The sequence below is a fragment of the Burkholderia sp. 9120 genome (genome assembly GCF_000745015.1).
In the GTDB taxonomy this organism is placed as follows: domain Bacteria; phylum Pseudomonadota; class Gammaproteobacteria; order Burkholderiales; family Burkholderiaceae; genus Paraburkholderia.
On the sequence record NZ_JQNA01000002.1, the window covers coordinates 5974628 to 5992803 of the forward strand.

The 18176-nt window shown below is 61.3% G+C and carries 15 protein-coding genes; 4 read left to right on the forward strand and 11 right to left on the reverse strand.

Translation table 11 applies throughout. The annotated features are described in order from the left end of the window. Positions 1-306 precede the first annotated feature (306 nt). Positions 307-1302, forward strand: coding sequence for an aldo/keto reductase (locus FA94_RS34570; protein WP_035560344.1), 996 nt, complete (start codon positions 307-309; stop codon positions 1300-1302). 15 nt (positions 1303-1317) lie between these two features. Here the strand turns inward: FA94_RS34570 and FA94_RS34575 are convergent, their stop codons facing one another. The 6 genes from FA94_RS34575 to FA94_RS38960 form a co-directional block, all read right to left on the reverse strand. Beyond that, positions 1318-1887, reverse strand: coding sequence for a YbhB/YbcL family Raf kinase inhibitor-like protein (locus FA94_RS34575; RefSeq protein WP_035560346.1), 570 nt, complete (start codon positions 1885-1887; stop codon positions 1318-1320). A gap of 38 nt (positions 1888-1925) precedes the next feature. Further along, entirely contained in the window at positions 1926-2726 is an 801-nt protein-coding gene (locus tag FA94_RS34580) for an ROK family protein (protein ID WP_035560349.1), read from the reverse strand. Between the two features lie 53 nt (positions 2727-2779). Beyond that, positions 2780-4402 (reverse strand): glucose-6-phosphate dehydrogenase, encoded by a 1623-nt coding sequence (gene zwf / locus FA94_RS34585; protein WP_035560352.1) that lies wholly within the window; start codon positions 4400-4402, stop codon positions 2780-2782. A gap of 196 nt (positions 4403-4598) precedes the next feature. After that, positions 4599-7424, reverse strand: coding sequence for an MGH1-like glycoside hydrolase domain-containing protein (locus FA94_RS34590; protein ID WP_035560354.1), 2826 nt, complete (start codon positions 7422-7424; stop codon positions 4599-4601). 51 nt (positions 7425-7475) lie between these two features. Beyond that, positions 7476-9497, reverse strand: coding sequence for an amylo-alpha-1,6-glucosidase (locus tag FA94_RS34595; protein WP_035560358.1), 2022 nt, complete (start codon positions 9495-9497; stop codon positions 7476-7478). A gap of 155 nt (positions 9498-9652) precedes the next feature. Further along, positions 9653-9982 (reverse strand): hypothetical protein, encoded by a 330-nt coding sequence (locus tag FA94_RS38960; protein ID WP_156126771.1) that lies wholly within the window; start codon positions 9980-9982, stop codon positions 9653-9655. A 141-nt stretch (positions 9983-10123) separates the two neighbouring features. Between FA94_RS38960 and FA94_RS34605 the strand changes: the two genes are divergently transcribed. Beyond that, positions 10124-12286 (forward strand): phosphocholine-specific phospholipase C, encoded by a 2163-nt coding sequence (locus FA94_RS34605; protein ID WP_035560363.1) that lies wholly within the window; start codon positions 10124-10126, stop codon positions 12284-12286. A gap of 93 nt (positions 12287-12379) precedes the next feature. Here FA94_RS34605 and FA94_RS34610 read toward each other — a convergent pair whose 3' ends face one another. The 3 genes from FA94_RS34610 to FA94_RS39685 are packed head-to-tail and all read right to left on the reverse strand — an operon-like array spanning position 12380 to position 14489. After that, positions 12380-12895 carry a hypothetical protein gene (locus FA94_RS34610; RefSeq protein WP_035560366.1) on the reverse strand — a complete coding sequence of 172 codons (516 nt, stop codon included), beginning with the start codon at positions 12893-12895 and terminating at the stop codon, positions 12380-12382. Beyond that, positions 12895-13788 (reverse strand): hypothetical protein, encoded by an 894-nt coding sequence (locus FA94_RS39680; RefSeq protein WP_035560369.1) that lies wholly within the window; start codon positions 13786-13788, stop codon positions 12895-12897. Before FA94_RS39680 ends, FA94_RS34610 begins: the two co-directional genes overlap by 1 nt. Continuing rightward, positions 13773-14489 carry a DUF6531 domain-containing protein gene (locus FA94_RS39685; RefSeq protein ID WP_231585101.1) on the reverse strand — a complete coding sequence of 239 codons (717 nt, stop codon included), beginning with the start codon at positions 14487-14489 and terminating at the stop codon, positions 13773-13775. Before FA94_RS39685 ends, FA94_RS39680 begins: the two co-directional genes overlap by 16 nt. Positions 14490-14830: 341 nt before the next feature. Between FA94_RS39685 and FA94_RS34625 the strand changes: the two genes are divergently transcribed. Further along, positions 14831-15100 carry a cupin domain-containing protein gene (locus tag FA94_RS34625; protein ID WP_035560374.1) on the forward strand — a complete coding sequence of 90 codons (270 nt, stop codon included), beginning with the start codon at positions 14831-14833 and terminating at the stop codon, positions 15098-15100. A gap of 91 nt (positions 15101-15191) precedes the next feature. Here the strand turns inward: FA94_RS34625 and FA94_RS34630 are convergent, their stop codons facing one another. Then, positions 15192-16307 carry a succinylglutamate desuccinylase/aspartoacylase family protein gene (locus tag FA94_RS34630; RefSeq protein ID WP_035560377.1) on the reverse strand — a complete coding sequence of 372 codons (1116 nt, stop codon included), beginning with the start codon at positions 16305-16307 and terminating at the stop codon, positions 15192-15194. A 39-nt stretch (positions 16308-16346) separates the two neighbouring features. After that, positions 16347-17114 (reverse strand): transporter substrate-binding domain-containing protein, encoded by a 768-nt coding sequence (locus FA94_RS34635; protein WP_035560380.1) that lies wholly within the window; start codon positions 17112-17114, stop codon positions 16347-16349. A gap of 122 nt (positions 17115-17236) precedes the next feature. On the opposite strand from FA94_RS34635, the gene FA94_RS34640 reads away from it, so the two are divergent. Beyond that, the gene (locus FA94_RS34640; RefSeq protein ID WP_035560383.1) at positions 17237-18157 is read left to right on the forward strand and encodes a LysR substrate-binding domain-containing protein; all 921 of its coding nucleotides are present in this window, start codon (positions 17237-17239) and stop codon (positions 18155-18157) included. Positions 18158-18176 lie beyond the last annotated feature (19 nt).

Consider the following 18176-nt stretch of genomic DNA (forward strand, 5'->3'; position numbering starts at 1 on the left):
CCATACGCATAAATTTGCATCAACGTCGGCGTCTCTTACTTCGTGTAATCAGTTTATTTCGGCACGTTACGAACGTAGGGATAACGTAATTTTCAATGTTGCAGAGAGTTTGTTTTATTACTGATTTGTAAACGTTAGACAAGGCGGGAGTAAAGCTGATCAATGCGAGTGAAAGGCATTCGGCATAAGCCAGCTTTCAAATAGACAACAATTCGCCAGCCCGACCGCCGACACGAAATCACGACACGGTTTATCCTTTTTGCAACACCGTCTGTCCTCACTGTTCCGTTCACTTCGGAGTTGACCATGCAATACCGCCAATTCGGCCGCACAGGGCTGAACGTGTCGCGACTTTGTCTCGGCACGATGACCTTCGGCCTGCAGACTGAAGAAGAGGCCTCGCAGCGCATTCTCGACACGGCCGCGGAGGCCGGCGTGAACTTCATCGATACGGCCAACGTGTATCCGCTCGGTGGCGGCGAGGGTCTGGCCGGACGCACGGAGGAAATCGTCGGGCGCTGGCTGAAGGGCAAGCGCGACCGCTTCATTCTTGCGACGAAAGCCGTCGGCAAGATGGGGCCCTCGGCGTGGGATCAAGGCGCATCGCGCAAACATCTGCTGGATGCGATCGACGCGTCGCTGCGCCGCCTCGGCACCGACTACGTGGACCTCTATCAGCTCCATTCCGACGACGCAAACACGCCGCTCGACGAAACGCTCGAAGCGCTAGACGTGATCGTGCGATCCGGCAAAGCGCGTTATGTCGGTGTGTCGAATTTCCTCGCGTACCGGCTGGCGCGCGCGTTGGGCCGCGCCGACGTGTTGCGCGTGGCGCGTTTCGTTTCGGTGCAGCCGCGGTACAACCTGCTATTCCGCCAGATCGAGCGGGAGTTGCTGCCGCTGGCCGCCGAAGAGCATCTCGCCGTGATGCCGTATAACCCGCTCGCGGGCGGCTTGCTGACCGGCAAGCACAAGCTGGAAGCCACGCCGACCACGGGGCGCTTCACCGAGACCGTCGGCAAGGCCGGCGCGATGTATCAGGCGCGTTACTGGCATCAGCGCGAGTTCGACACGATCGAGCGCTTGCAGGCGATCGTGGCGCCGACCGGCGAATCATTGACGCGTGTTTCGTTGGCGTGGGTGTTGGCGAATCCGCAGATCACGTCGGCGATTATCGGCGCGAGCCGTGCGGAGCAATTGAGCGACACGCTCGCGGCTTCGGAGCTGGTGCTCGACGCTCAGATCAAAACGCAGCTCGACGAGGCGAGCGTGGAATACCGTTGGGGCGATGCGGCCCGCTAGGCGCCGCGATTTGATTTATCGCCCGTAGCGCAGCACGGTGCTCGACGCGGCGAGCACATGATCCTTCATGGCCGCGAGCAACGCGTCGCGCGTCAGCCCGGCGGGCAACGCGTCAGGCGCCAGATCGAGCGCGTAGACCTGCGCGACGTAGTGATGCGGCACCTCGCCGACGGGCGGACACGGACCGTAATACCCCGGGCCGCCCGTGCGATTCGTTCCGGAGACGCTGCCGGGTGGCGAACTGCCGCCGACGCCGAGCGATGTGGTCGAAGCCGCGACGCCATACACGATCCAATGCACGATGCCCAGGCCCTTCGCGCCGTCCGGATCGAAGATCGTCACCGCGTAGCTCTTCGTGCCCGCAGGGGCATTGCGCCATTGCAGCGCCGGCGACACGTTGCCGCCGCCGCAATTGTTCGCGCTCGCGGCGTGGCTCGAATCCAGCGTGCCGCCGTCGGCCAGACCCGGCGACGAAACCGCGAACGCTTCGGCCGCGCGGCCATGCGTTGCTGCAAGCGCTAAGGCCGCGCACACGCCCACGGAAAGCAGACGTCGTGCGAGGTCAAAGTGGCCGTTGCGGATCATCGTGAATTCCCCTTTTTTATGCGGTCACGGCTTCAAGGTCATTTGAATCGGCCCGTCCGGGCCGTCGCTTCCGGCAATTGCCGCGTCTCGCGGAACGACTTCGGGTGCCACAGGCGTGCGCCGCCTTCGATACCCGCGTCGTTCGAAACGGTCGCCACGTTGGCCGGCAAATCGAACGTGAGGCGTGCCGCGTTGCCGCCGCCGATCCACAGCTTGTCGTAGTTCACGAGCGCGCTGAGAATCCCGATCACCTTCTTAACGCGCCGGTTCCACGTTTTATTCCCGATCTTGTCGCGCGCGGCGTCGCCGATGTATTCGTCGTACGCGACGCCTTTCTTGCTGACCGGGTGGTGGGCCAGTTCGAGATGCGGCATCAACTCGCCGTCGCGGAACATGGCCGTGCCCGCGCCCGTGCCGAGCGTCAGCACGAATTCGAGGCCGTGCCCTTCGATCGCGGCGAAGCCCTGCATCTCGGCGTCGTTGATCATGCGCACCGGCAAACCGCCCAAACGCTGCGCCAACGAATCCGCGAGCGGAATGTCGTGCCAACCCTCCACGCCGAAATGCGGCGCGGTCAGGATGCGGTTGTTGCGCACCACGCCGGGAAAGCCGATCGACATCAACGTAGGCGGTTCCTGTTCGATCAGCGGACCGGCGAGCTTCGCCAATGCATCCACCAGTTGATCCGGCGTACACGGATGCGGCGTCGCGACCCGCACGCGTTCGGTTTTCATCTGACCGTCGGCGTCGATGATCGCGGCCTTCAGACCGGTGCCGCCGACATCGATCGCCAGAATCCGCTCAGTGCTGCTCGTCACCTTCGTCTTACGCGTTGCCACGGTTTTGCGTGTTGCCACGGTGTCCCCCGATTATGTTGATGCGCGTGATGGAATCACTTCTTTTCGACTGGAGCCTGTTTCAATGGCCGCCATGCGTGGCCGTCGCGCGCGAGCAGCGCGTCCGCTTCCGCCGGTCCTTCGCTGCCGGACGCATAGCCATGCACCGGCATCGCGCCGCCGTCTTTCGGATGCAGCACGTCCTCTACCGCGGCCCAGCTGGTTTCGATGCTGTCGGCGCGCTGGAACAGCGTCTCGTCGCCGAGCATGCAGTCATAGAGCAAGGTCTCGTAGCCGACGTTCGCGCGCTCGGTGAAGAAGTCCGCATAGTCGAACGACGACTGCACCGCGCCCACCTGCATGATCGGTCCCGGCGTCTTGACGTTGAAGTCGAAGCTCGTGCCGTGCGCCGGATCGATACGCAAGGTCAGCACGTTCGGTGTGAGCGCGTCGACGGGCGTGTCGCGGAACAACCGGAACGGCACCGGCTTCAGTTGCACCGAGATTTCCGTGCGCCGCGCGGCCAGCCGCTTGCCGGTGCGCAGATAGAACGGCACGCCGGCCCAGCGCCAGTTCTCGACGAACACACGCGCGGCCGCGTAGGTTTCCGTCGTGCTGTCGGGCGCCACGTCCGGTTCCTCGCGATAGCCGACACCCGGGGGACCTTTTTCGTATTGACCGAACACGACGTCGTCGGCGGTCAGCGGCTGGATCGCATGCATGATGTCGGCCTTCTTGTCGCGCACGGCTTCGGCGTCGAACGAATTGGGCGGTTCCATCGAGACCATGCCGAGCAACTGGAACAGGTGGTTCGGCAGCATGTCGCGGAACGCGCCGGTCTGCTCGTAGAACTTGCCGCGCCCTTCCACGCCGATCGTTTCCGCCGCCGTGATCTGCACGCTGTCGATGTATTCGCGCCGCCAGATCGGTTCGAACAGCGCATTCGCGAAGCGCACCGCGAGAATGCTCTGCACGGTGTCTTTACCGAGAAAGTGATCGATGCGGTACACCTGCGATTCGTCCGCGTACGAAAGGATGTGCGCGTTCAGATCGCGCGCCGACGCGAGATCGGTGCCGAACGGTTTTTCCACGACGATGCGGCGGAAAAATCCGCCTTCGCCCTCGCCTTCTTTCAGCAGACTCGCTTTGCCGAGGCGTTCGACAATCGGTTTGAAGAAACGCGAGGTGACGGCGAGATAGAAAATCACGTTGCCGCCCTGCGCCTGATCGAGCTTCTGCTTCAGCTTCGTGAACACGTCGTCGGTTTCGAATTCGCCGGCCATATATTCGAGGCGTTGCCCGACCCAGTCCCACGCTTTGTCGTCGAGCTTGCCGGCGTGGAAGGTGCTGGCTTTGTCGGCGGCGAACTGTTCGAGCGACTTGTGCAGATCGTCGCGCCAGGCGCTCGTCTCGCGCTCGCCGTGATTCACGCCGACGATTTTCATGCCGTCGTCGAGCAGGCCATCCACGGCGAGGTTGTAGAGCGCCGGCATCAGCAGCCGCTTGGTCAGGTCGCCGCCGGCGCCGAAGATCACCAGCGTGCAAGGCGGTGCGGGCCGCTTGCCGGCCGGCGACGCGGGTACGGACGGCGCGTCGTGCGGACTCACGCTGACTTTGCAGCTCGGTTCGGCAGCGGTGGCGGGGGGATTGGAAGCGGGAGTATTCGGTGTAGTCGACATGGGATTCACTCAGGAAGCCAATGGAACGGACGTGGCGGTACATGAAAGACCACGCTTGAAGCCACACAGTTCAAAAACGACTCCACAATCGGGCTCGCACGCTGGCGTGTAGGGTTTATGTAACCTGCACGCCGGGCGTCGCGGCCCACGGCTTGCTACGTTGCGACTCTTGCTAGTGCGCGGTTTGCTCGGCTCGTTATTTGGTCACTGCGGTAACGAGTGCGGGTGCCGGCTCGGGTGTTGCAGCAGACGCAGCCTCCGTCGGGCACGCCGGCGTCGCGGCCTGCGCATTGGGCCCGGTCGGAATCGGCGCCTGGTCGCCCTCGCCGGTCAACGGCACATTGCCCGATGCAGCCATGGCACGCGGCTGCAGCAGCAGCGCAACCAGTCCGGTCCAGCCGGTCTGATGCGAAGCGCCCACGCCACGCCCGTTGTCGCCATGAAAGTACTCATGGAACAACACCAGATCGCGCGAATGCGGGTCGGCCTGCAGCAACGGATACGCGCCCATCACCGGACGCTCGCCATCTTTGTTCTTGAGGAACAGTGTCGTGCAGCGACGCGCGAGTTCATCGGCGATTTCGCTGAGCGAGAACTTCTGCCCCGACCCAGTCGGATACTCCACACGAAAATCGTCGCCGTAATAGCGATGGAATTCGTACAGCGATTCGATCAGCAGATAGTTCATCGGCATCCACACCGGACCCCGCCAGTTCGAATTGCCGCCGAACACGCGCGAGTCCGATTCGGCCGGCAGGTATTTGACGGTGAAGCTGTCGCCGTTGTGATTGAACACGAACGGCTGGTCGCGATGAACCCGCGACAGCGCCCGCACCCCGTGATCGGACAAAAATTCGCTTTCGTCGAGCGCGCGGCGCAGCAGCGCTTTCATGCGATGCCCGCGCAACAGCGAGAGCAGCAGCGCATTGCTCTTGCCGGGTTCGTTCCAGCGAGAGACGAGCCGCGCCAGATCGGGCCGATGTTCGAGGAACCAGGTCAGACGTTCGCGCAGCCCCGGCAAGCCGCCATGCAGACGATGTTCGAGCACATGCACGGCGAACAGCGGAATCAGCCCAACGATGGACCGCAGCCGCAAGGGCACGTTGCTGCCGTCGGGCAGGCGCAGCTTGTCGTAGAAGAACTCGTCTTCCGAATCCCAGAGGCCGGTGTCGCAGCCGTCGTCGCAACTCACGGCTTCGGCGATATACAGGAAGTGCTCGAAGAACTTCACGCCGATGTCGACGAACACATGGTTCGCATAGGCGAGTTCCAGCGCGATACGCATCAGGTCGAGCGCGTACGCGGCCATCCACGCAGTGCCGTCGGCCTGATCGATATGACCGCCGGTGGGCAGCGGCGAAGAGCGATCGAAAATGCCGACGTTGTCGAGGCCGAGAAAGCCGCCCTGGAAAATATTGTGACCGTCGGCGTCCTTGCGGTTGACCCACCACGAGAAGTTCAGCAGCAGCTTGTGGAACACGAGTTCCAGAAAATCGCGATCCGCCTTGCCGGTGAGCGCACGGTCGATTTCATACACGCGCCACGCGGCCCACGCATGGACCGGCGGATTGGCGTCGCCCAACGCCCATTCGTAAGCGGGTATCTGACCGTTCGGATGCTGATAGCGGTCCTTCACCAGCAGCAGCAATTGACGTTTGGCAAACGCGGGATCGATCAGTGCGAACGCGGTGGCATGAAACGCCAGGTCCCACGATGCGTACCACGGGTACTCCCACTTGTCGGGCATCGACACGATGTCCGCGTTGCACAGATGCCGCCAGTCCGTGTTGCGGCCTTTTTTGCGGCTCGCGGGCGGGGTGGGTTGCAGCGGATCGCCGTCGAGCCAGCGCTGCACGTCGTACTGGTAGTACTGCTTCGACCACAGCATGCCGGCGAGCGCCTGACGCTGCACGAGACGCGCGTCGGGGTCGGCGATTTCGTGTTGCAGCGCGCCATAGAATTCGTCGGCTTCGGCAATGCGGTGCGCGAATACTGCGTCGGCATCGAGCAGCACGTCGTCGGGACTCGATTGCGGACGCCAGCGCATGTACACCACCGCGCGCCCGTGCGGGCCGAGTTCGATCGATGCATGCGCAGCGGCCTTCGTGCCTTTGTCGCGACGCACCGCCTGTTCGTCGCCATGGACCAGGTAGTCGTTGAAGCCGTCTTTGAACGGACCTGTGCCGTCCATATTGAACAGGCGCTTGACGTTGGTGTCGTTCTCGCAGAACAGCCAGTCGACCTGCGGCGCGTCTTTCGACCAGGCCGTCACCACGATCGGCTCGTGGCCATGCTGATGGCCAACCAGTTGCGCGTTGCCGTTGTGATCCGTGCCGGCCGTCAACGACGGTTTGTCTTTGTTCTCTTTCCACGACCACGAATTGCGCGCCCAGATCTGCGGCAGCACATCGAGCGAAGCGGCCTGGTCCGCGCGATTATTGATCGTCACGCGCATCAGGATGTCGTCGGGCGCGTGCTTCGCGTATTCGACCTGCACGTCGAAATAGCAGCAATCGTCGAACACGCCGGTGTCGAGAATTTCATACTCCGGCATGTCGGCGCCACGGCGGCCGTTTTCCTGCACCAGGTCGTCGTAGGGAAAAGCCGCGATCGGGTACTTGTAGAGCATCCGCATATACGAATGCGTGGGCGTGCCGTCGACGTAGAAGTACAACTCTTTCACGTCCTCGCCATGGTTGCCCTGCGCGTTGGTGAGGCCGAACAGGCGCTCTTTCAGGATCGGATCCTTGCGGTTCCACAGCGCGAGCGACACACACCAGCTCAGTTTGTCGTCGCCGAAACCGGCAATGCCGTCTTCGCCCCAACGGTATGCGCGGCTGCGCGCATGGTCGTGCGGAAAGGAGTCCCACGCGGTGCCGTCCGGGCTGTAATCCTCCCGCACCGTGCCCCACTGACGCTCGCTGAGATACGGCCCCCAGCGCTGCCAGTGGGCGCAATCGGCCGAATGCAGGCGTGAACCTTCAAGAGTGGCGAGCAGATTCGCAGCGCGCAGCGGTGGCATGACTCCGTCCTTGCATCAGGCTTGGCAGCGGGACACACATCGTAGCGCGGTTTACACGCCAACGGGCTCCAGGCGGGCAAGTAGATTGTCAATGCGCAGCAACTCGCCGAGCGACCAGGCCTGAAACGGGGTGCCGGCCGGCGCATGCGGTGCATCGCCGTCGGCGATTTCCGATAGATGGTCGAGCCCCGCGTGATCGAGATGCGCGACCAGCGGGTCGAGAAAGCGCGTTCTGGCTTCGCTGCGGGCTTCTGTTGCAGTGCCGTGAACCCGCAACCACGCTTCGACGAATGGACCAAGCAGCCATGGCCAGACCGTGCCTTGATGGTAGCCGCCATCGCGTGCGAGCGGCGGGCCGCCGTAGTGCCCGCAATAGGCGGGATCGGACGGTGCAAGCGTTCGCAAGCCAAGCGGCGTGAGCAACTGCGCTTCGACCTGAGCGAGCACGGCGCGGGCCGCGGCGCCTTCGAGTAACGGGAACGGCAGTCCGCCTACCGCAAAAATCTGGTTTGGCCGGATCGCGTGGTCGACCGTGCTTTTGACGTGGTCGACGTCGATGTTGTCGAACAGCGCTTGCGTCGACGGATCGATAAAGCGTTCATGAAACGCTTGCAACGCTCGGGCGGCGGATGCCTGCCACTGCGGATTCCAGATTGCTGCAATGCGCAACGCGTTGATCCAGAGCGCCTGTACTTCGACTGGTTTGCCGATGCGTGGCGTCACCACCCAGTCGCCGACTTTTGCATCCATCCACGTGAGCTGCACGCCAGGGACACCGGCGCTCAGCAGGCCATCTTCTGCCGAAGCCTGAATGCCGAAGCGCGTGCCTTTTGTGTAGCCTGCGAGGATGGCCTCGACGGCCTGTTGCAGGCGCTGCGCGGTGGCAGCGCTGGCGTGCTGCGTGGTCAGATAGTCGTGGACGGCGACGATGAACCACAGCGAGGCATCGACCGAGTTGTATTCCGGCGTGTCGCCGTAATCGGGGAAGCGATTGGGCAACATGCCTTCGGACAAGGTGCCGGACCATTCGAGCAGGATCGCTTCGGCCTCGTCGAGACGGCCCGACGCGATCAGCAAGCCGCGCATTGCGATGAACGTATCGCGGCCCCAGTCGGTGAACCATGGAAAGCCCGCAAGGATCGTGCGACCTTCGTTGCGGGCGACGACGTAGGCGTCGGCGGAACGCTGCAGGCGCGTGCCGAGCGCGGCGCGGCGTTGTTGTTCGATGCTGGCGAGTTCGCTTGCGAGTTCGGTCGCGTGGGTGGCTGTGAATTGTGCGTTCGATGTGGGCTGCTGATGTGATGGTGTGCTTGCGTTAGCGGCGCTTTCGACGCTCGCGGTGAGAATCATCACCGCTTCACCCTTCGCGAGATCGAAGCTGAACACGCCCGGCGTCGCGAGATCTTCGCTGAAGTCCAAACCGCGCTCCTGCTCGCGAACGTAGCAGAAGTTGCGATACCAATCGGGCGCGTGCGTGTACGCGCCGTTCGTCGCCGCATGGATCACCGGCACGTCGCCGTAGGGTTGCCAACTGACGCATGCGCGATCGTCGCTGGTCTGCGCGTTGAAGTTGAATGCCGGATTCTCGTGATGCAACGCGTGATAGTCGCGGCCCGAAAGCAGCGGCCTGACTTTGAGCGTCGGTGCATTCATTTCTTCAGAAGCCGCTCCTATGTCCTCAAGCCGCCAACGCAACACCGTTTCGCGCGTCGTTTTGCTAACGAACACTTCTGCGATCAGCACCCTCTGCGCATCGAGCTCGAAGCGCCACGTCGGCCACGGCGATGTATCGAACGCGATAAGACGCGTTGTGAGATCCGGATAGATCACATCGGGCACATAGCGCTGCATGCTCAGCGGAAACCGCTGTCCATTCGCCTCGACCCACGCCTCCACACCATTGACGAGCACCATTCGCCCGCCCGGTGCGCGCGTTGCCGTCAGCAGCAGCGCGTGATAACGGCGCGTGCGCAGCGTGCCCACAGTGCCCGAGGCAAAGCCGCCGAAGCCATCCGCTTCCAGCCATTCGTCTTCGAAACGCGTGATGTCGAAAGGTCGTTCGATGCGTGTCATGAAGTTATCGGTTACGCACAGCCGTCAATCGTTAGGGATGCCTCGACTGCCGGCATGTGGCGCTTCGGTGACCATTGTCCTTCTTATCACTTTCCATTTCCTTTCTAAAATCCAACGTAACTACGCAAGATTTACCACTCGCAAACGTTTCACAATTATTTCTTGAAAGGATTAGAGACTGCATCCGCTTTCACGAAACTGGATGCCGACATGAGAAAAGACAAAAGCTTCGCGAGCATCGTTGTAATTTCAATTGCAGTACGGGTATTGACCGGTTGCGGTGCCGACGATTCCGCGTCGAACACCGCGCCTTCAGCATCTTCCAAAGGCATGACCGCCGCCAATGGCGACGCGCCCCAACGCGCCGCCTTGCCCGCGGCACCAATCCTCAACACATCCTCAACGCTCGGCGCGAATGCAAATGCAAATGCAAACGCGAGCACGAGCGCCGCCGCTGCCGCGTCCGATCCGATCGCGCAAAACATGCAGGCCAGTCTCGCCGCCGACAGCCAGCAGGTCGCGCCGGTAATGCATTACGCACCCGGCGACAGCGCCACCAGCAACTAACCCGATTCAACCGGCGCGCCAGACGCGCTATTCTTCCTCCCCGCAGAAGGTGATATTCGATGACATCAACTAGCCGTCGCCGTTTCCTGCAGACCGTCGCTTCCTCCGCCGGCGCTGCTGCCGCGCTGACCGCGCTGCCCGAGTCGATTCGCAATGCGCTGGCCGTGCCCGCGTTTTCGCGCACCGGCACGATCCGCGATATCGAGCACATCGTCGTGTTCATGCAGGAGAACCGTTCGTTCGACCACTATTTCGGCCATTTGCGCGGCGTGCGTGGCTACAACGACCGTTTCCCGATTCCGCTGCCGGGCGGCAAGCCGGTGTGGTATCAACCGTCGAAGGAAGACCCCACGCAACCGGTGCTGCCGTTCCATCTGAACACGGCGACCACCAGCGCGCAATGCGTCGGCGATCTCGATCACACCTGGTACAAGACTCACGCCGCGATCGACGGCGGCCGCTACGACCAGTGGCCCGCCAACAAGACCGATATGACGATGGGTTATCACCTGCGCAGCGACATTCCGTTTCACTACGCGCTGGCCGATGCCTTCACCATTTGCGACGCGTACTTCTGCTCGCTGCCGGGACCGACGCACCCGAACCGCGCGTATCTGATGAGCGGCATGGTCGACCCGAGCGGCACACTGGGCGGTCCGCTGCTCGACAACAACGATTTCGTCGATGGCGACGGTCCGCCGAATTACCAATTGCTGTCGTGGACCACGTATCCGGAACGCCTGCAAGCCGCGGGGATTTCGTGGCAGGTGTATCAGCAAGGGTTGACCGGTGCCGATCCGTTGAACGGCAATTACGGCACCAACATCCTGCAGAATTTCACGAACTTCATCAACGCACAGCCGGGTTCGCCGTTGTATGAGCGCGCGCAAACCGTGCGTACCATCGACGATCTGAAGGCCGACGTGATGGCGAATCAGTTGCCGCAAGTGTCGTGGTTGTGCCCGCCGGCCGCGTACTCGGAGCACCCGAGCTATACGCCGGCCTATGGCGCCGAATACACGTCGCAGATTCTGGATGCGCTGACATCGAATCCTGAGGTGTGGAGCAAGACCGTGCTGTTCATCATGTACGACGAGAACGACGGCTTCTTCGATCACCTCGTGCCGCCGCAACCGGCAACGACGCCTGCGCAAGGGCAGTCGACGGTCAGCACCGACGGCGAGATTCACAATGTGGTCAATCCGCAGCGCGGCGGCAGCTATACGGCGGATGGCCTGCCGTACGGCCTCGGCCCGCGTGTGCCGATGACGATCGTGTCGCCGTGGAGCAAGGGCGGTTTTGTGTGCTCGCAGGTGTTCGATCACACGTCGGTGATTCGCTTTATTGAAGCGCGTTTTGGGGTGTATGAGCCGAATATTACGGCGTGGCGTCGTGCGGTGTGCGGCGATCTGACCACCGCGTTCGACTTCCGCACGCCGGATTCGAAAGTGCCGCCGTTGCCGGATACGAGCAACTACAAGAGCGTTGCGGACAACCAGTGCGCGACGCAGCCGAAGCCGACGGTGCCGGCAACGCCAGGTGCAATCGATCCGCAGGAAAGCGGCATTCGTTTCGCGCGGGCGTTGCCGTATGAGTTGCATGTGAATGGCCATGCGGACGTGAAGCAGAACACGTTCGAGATTTCGATCGGCAATACCGGCGACCAGGGCGCGCATTTCTACGTCTACGGGACGAATCGCACCGATGGTCCGTGGCGTTATACGGTTGAAGCGGGTAAGTCTCTGAAGGAGACCTTCGATCTGACGACGACGAGCGGTGTGTACGCGTTCGAAGTGTTCGGGCCGAATGGTTTTGTGCGCAAGTTTGCGGGGAACACGCAGTTGGCAGTTGCGCAAACGTCGACAGCTTCGCAGGTGGCGGGCTGGGGTGGGCATGAGAAGCCGGCGCATCCCGAGGTGAAGGTGCAGTACGACGTGGCCAATGGGAACGTGTTCTTGAAGTTCAGCAACAGCGGGGGTGGGGTTGCGCGGTTGACGGTGACGGACAACGCGTATGGTGCGCGGACGCGTCCGGTGTTCGTGCCGGCTGGGGCGCATATCGAAGAAGCGTGGGTGCTGGCTTCGAGTCATCACTGGTACGACCTGACGGTGACGAGTAATGACGACGCCAGCTTCTCGCGTCGTCTGGCAGGGCACGTTGAAAATGGGCGCCCGAGTATTAGCGATCCGGCGGCGGTGGCGCCGGTTTTGGTGGGGATTTGAGGGGTGGGCTCCTGGTGGGTGGACGGAGCCCTTTAGTCGATGAGAGAGGCGCGGATTTTTCGCGCCTTTTTTCTTGCGGCTATTTGCTATCGACTACGGCTCAACCTGGAATTGCTCTAGAGGAGCAATAAAGAAGGGATAAAAATCCTTTGCACATTCCATGATGTCAGGCGGCCCGTAGAAAACGCCTGTGTCCCATGACCTGTCGCCGAAGGCTATCCAGTTACCCACAAGCGGCATGATCACGTAGTGTTCGTGGTTCACGCCCAGCGCGTCTGCGATGTTGTCACCCGGATTTTTCATCAAAAAACTGAAGTACTCGTCATCGGTGTTCTCGCTTCCATGAATGAAGCCTGGGTACTTACCGAAATGATGGTGGAAGTAGTTGAAAGGATCAGGCTTCAGAATCACCGTTGCGAATTCAGTCTTTCCTTCGAAAGTCAATAGCGTCCGGATAAGTTCGAAGAACTTTTGCGTCGCGATGTCGATGGGATCGAAGTACAGCAGTTCGTCACGAGATTTGCCCACGAGAGACTGAACACCAGCCGTCGCTCGGCTCCACAGCGTCGTGAACTTTTCCCGATCGTATATGTAGTCCAAGTTACTCATCAATTACCCAAACGAATTTTTAGGGTTGGTTTTTGTGCACCGACAGGGAAGTACTCCGCCGTAGGTCCACCGGACTTCGAATTCTCACGCACGGTGTACTTGAGATCGCCTTTGGTGAAGATATCGGTCTTACCATCTTTACTCAACGTCTGTACATAGCCGCTCTCGACAAGGTTTGCCTCAAACTCAGCTTTGCCAACATCCGTCTTAATGTTGCGCCTGCTGAAGCCCACCGTAATATCAACGTATTCCGACGTAATCCTGCCCGGCGGAATCCCATCGACCTCCGTCTCCGCAGCGGGCTTGCACAACGCCTTGATGCGCTCCCAGTTCTCCGCCGCCTTCCTCGCACCCTGCCCGATCCCGTATCGAACCGCCGGGTTCTGCGCGAGCCGCCAGACAAACGCAATCCCACGCGCCGCCCCATCGATCAGTCCCGCGGAGAAATGGCAATCGCCGCAAACCGTCCCCGTCCCCGCAAAACTTCCAGCCCGCAGCATCTGCCGCACGCCCTGCAGATTCGCAGGCGGCCCAACCGGCGAATCGCCATAGTTGTAGTTATCGATCCACTGGTCAGTCTCATCGCTACTGATCGGAATGTCCGTACCGTCATTCAGATCGAGAACGCTGCCATTCCTTGCAACCGTCCCAACTCGCGAAACAACCTGACCATCCGGCGAGTAACCCCACCGGGCCTTGAATACCCGTCGAACACCGCCATTCGCCGCACTCGCGTACTCACTGAACTTGAAGAGATCAATGCGTCCGCGTCGGTCGTAATGCAGATAGAAATCACCCGTCGGGTTGTAGCCATTCAGAACGCGGTGTGCGGCGTCCCGCATGATCATCTCGGTCGCGTCCGGAATCCTCTGCTGGATCACGATCGCAAACACGTTCCCGGTCGCATCGCGCGTGACTCTCCACTGACCCGCGACCTTGCCGTCCGCCAGTTGCTGAACGAATACGATTCGACGGTCTCGGAGCGAAGGTCGGTTAGCGTCCAGCCCGATCCATTCTGTGCAAGCGCGAGCCCCGTGAAGCCGGCCGAACGCCAACTGCCACTCGCCCATTTGAACGTGACCGGTTCGCCGTTCTCACGATAAGCAAGCACCGTCGACGAACTGCCGCTATTCGCGTTGGTCAATCCCAGACCGCGTTGCCAGCTGTGAAACCACACCGGCCCCATCGCCGCAGACGAAGCGCTCAACGACTTCGACCGATAAGTCCGCGTGAACTGCATGGGCAGATCGTCACCGCTGACGAAATCGGCCTCTGTTAGCGTGACGGCGCCATTACCCGGATACACCGGATCAGCGATCGGACAACTGGCCTCCGGCTCGTTTGCCTTCGGCGCCGCGCACCATTGGTCAATCAGTGCAAGGTCGTTGATACACGCATAGTTGCCCATCCCGCCGGGCGTATTACCCACCACATCGAGACGGCACGTCTTCGATCCCGGCGTCGCACCGGACTGCGCGTAGAGCGTGAGACAGTCTGTCGCATTCGCGCCGAATGCGACCAACAGCAACGCGAACATGGCGAAAACGCGCGCCAGGTTTCCCGTCATTCCGCAAAACGGGTTCTCATTTTTCATACGTCCCCCTTCTTTGTCATGCGTCGTTAGAAATCCGTAACGACCAGACGCTGAATCAGGGAGATAAAACTCAGAATAAGAGAATTCGGAAAAACGAAAATTTGAAGCGCATCTTTACGAATGTGCGGAATTAACAGGCAGCACTCGGAAAGAGCTGCGCGCGATGCCATCTATTCCTACACGGCACGCCCAGACCTCGACATAAAGCCGAAGAAAAATCCAAACGATCAAAGTTAGCGATCGAGACGCACCGCGAATGCGGCGTCGATGACGACACGCCCTGCAGAAAAACCCGCCGAGCGTTAAAGTGAATCTCCCCACCCCACAGCGAGAAAATCACCATGGATCGCGAAGCATTCACTGAAAGCCTGACGAAAGACGGTTTCCCAGAAGCCGTGGTGACCAGGAAGGAACCCAACATCACGATGGCCGTCCACACGCATCCCTTCGAGGCCAAAGCGTTGATCCTGGAAGGCGAGCTGCACATCGTCTGCGGCGACGAAGAACGGTTGTACCAGGTCGGCGACGTCTTCCACCTGGCGGCGAACAAACCGCATTCAGAGCGCTACGGTCCGAATGGCGTGACGTATCTGGTGGGAAGGAAAGAGTAGAGAACTGCAGACAGGCAACTACGGGCGAGGCGATTCCGGTTTCAATCTCAAACATCGAGACACGCCACGCCCGCAGAGAGAAAACGTAGATTCAAGCGCCCAACAACACCCCAGTCCTGAACGGGCGCGTCCCCGTCACGCGGCCCAACGGCGCACCCGTCGTCACGAAGCGAATCGCGCGACGCATATAAAACACGCCTTCGGTATTGCTCGAAATCGTGGTGGTCTCATCCGTCAATGGATCGACGATATCGAACAGCGCCTGCCCAACGCGAATCGTCTCACCGATCTTCGCGCGATGAATGAGAATCCCGCTGACCGGCGCATAAAACTGCTCACTGCCCGCGAGCGGTGTCGCCGGCGAGCGCAACGCCGGCATCGGTTTCACTTCACGCCGAATCGCCTTGCGCCACACCAGATAATCGACAATCGCATCCGCGTCCTCTTGTGCCACTTCGTAGGACACATCGCGCTGACCGCGGCATTCCACCGTCACCGCAATCGCACCGTTCGGCACCGGTTTATCCGCCGGCATGTCCTGCTGCAATTTCCACCACAACAGGCTATGCGTCTCGTCGAACGATTCGCCGCCTGAGTTCGTCGCCAGCAACGACGCCTGCGCGCCAAGATACCGCGACAAAGGCTCGAACTCCGGCCACGCTGCCTCGCTCGTGTAGAGATGCATCGCCGCTTCCAGCGAGCAATGCAGATCGATCACCACGTCCGCATCGTACGAAAGCTTCAGCGAAGCCCATTGCAGCGACTCGAACTCGGTCAACGGTTTCTGCTCGGCCAGTTCCTCGGCAATCAGCTTCCGCACGAGCCGCACGTTTTCCGCGGCGTCGGAACCCAACACCTCTTTGGCCCGCGCGTTCAACTTCGTGAACTGCAGGAAATGGCGATTGAAGTTCTTCCCGCTGCCCAGATCGAAACGTCCAAGAAACTGTCCGAGCACGTATTGCCCGAGCCCCACCGGATTCGCCACCGGCACGAGCACGATTTCCGCATCCAGCGCGCCTTGCTGTTCCAGTTCGAGCAAGCGGCGCTTCAGTAACACCGTCGCCAACATCGCGGGCGTTTCGTCGGCATGCAGCGACGACTGGATATAAATTTTCTGCCCACGATCCGTCGGGCCAAAATGAAACGACACCAGTTCACGGTGCGTGCCGATAGCCGGCGAGAGAAGCGGAATCGATTGCCTGTTCATGAACGGAAAGCCTGGTGCGAAAGAGTAGGAGTAAAAGAATCAATTGCCGTACGGATCGAAGTCGAAGTACTTCTTCGCGATCTGCGCGTAAGTGCCGTCCTTGAGCATGGAGACAATCGCTCCGTTGATCGATGCCTGCAACGCCGTCTCGTCCTTGCGGAGGCCGATGCCCACACCGTGATCGCCCATGGAAAGCGGCTCGCCGACAAACGCAAAGCCCTTGCCCGCCGGCGTGCGCAGAAAGCCGTAATCCGCTTCCACGGTGCCGAGCAATGCGCCGTCAAGCCGCCCGTTCTCCAGGTCGGCGAATACTTCGTCCTGGCTCTTGTAGGCCACCACGTGCACGCCGTTCGGCGCCCAGTTCTTCAGCGCATACGACTCGAACTGCGTGCCCGACTGCACGCCGATCTGCTTGCCGGACAACGCGTTCATGCCGCCCGCGAGCGGCGAACCTTGCCGCGCGATCAGCCGCGATTTGAATTGAAACAGCTTCGACGAAAACAGAATCTGCTGCTCGCGCTTCTCCGTAATCGCCATCGACGACATGACGGCGTCGATCTTGCGCGCCTGCAGTGCCGGAATCATCCCCGAGAATTCGAGCTCCACCCACTGGCAGCGCGCGTGAATGCGCTTGCAGATTTCGTTGCCCAGATCGACGTCGAAGCCTTTGACGCTGCCGTCGGGCGCCTTGGAGTCCATCGGCGGGTAGGTCGGGTCGATGCCGAGGCGCACGGTCTGGGGCTCGGCGGCGAACGCGCCACTGCTAAAAGTCAGCGCGGCGCTCAGGATCATCAGCAGAATTTTCATGGGAGACGGAGTGTGAGGTGAGCGGAGAACGACAGCCCTATCCTATGCCGCTCTTGTGCCTCAAAGAAGTCCCGTTCAGACTATCATGATCACTTTTACCGATCACTGGACCCCCAACCGCCATGGCGTTGACGATCTCCCAGCTGCGCGCGTTCACCGCCGTGGCCGAGCATGGCAGCATCCGCGCGGCGTCGCGGGCGCTCGGCATTGCGCAGAGCGGCATCACGCAGCAGTTGCAGAACCTCGAATCGGTCCTCGGCGCGACGCTATTCACCCGCACGAATCGCGGCATTGCGCTGACCGCGCTCGGTCAGCGTTTGCTACAGCGGGCCGGCACGATCATCGGCGAATGCGAGCGCGCCGAGCAGGAAGTGCAGCAATTGCGCGGCGATTACGTCGGCGAAGTGACGTTCGGCATGACCACGGAACCGCTCGTCGACGCGCTCGCGCCGGTGTTGACGCAATTTCGCACGCGCTTCGAGCGGGTCGCGGTGCATCTGCGCACCGGCACGTCGCGAATGATGATCTCGATGATTCGCGAAGGCACGCTGGACTTCGCGGTCGCGCTGGTGTCGAAGCAGACCGATACCGCCGACCTGTCGGTCACGCCGCTTTACCCGTCCGATCCGGTGGTGGTGTGCCGCCGGGGGCATCCGAAAGCAGGCGCGACGTCCTTGGCCGAACTGGTCGATTGCACCTGGGTGGCCACGCGTTCGCCGAATCTCACGGACGATCCGCGGGTCAGCCGTCTGCACCATCTGCTCGACAGTCACGGCTTGCCACCGCCGAACATCATCGCGACGATCGAGGGCCTGTACGAGACGCTGCATCTGGTCGGCGCGACGGATTGCCTGTCGCTGGAAGCATCGGCGGTGGCCACGCGCGGGCCGTTTGCCAGTGTGCTCACCGTCATTCCGTTGCGCGAGCGGGCGGTGGATCAGAACGTCTGCCTGCTGCAGCGCGCGGCGATTCCGCTCACGCCCGCCGCGCAGGAACTCTCGACGATGATCTCGTCGTACACGCGCACGGTGCGGGCGCGTTGATCGTGCGTTCGGTGTAGCG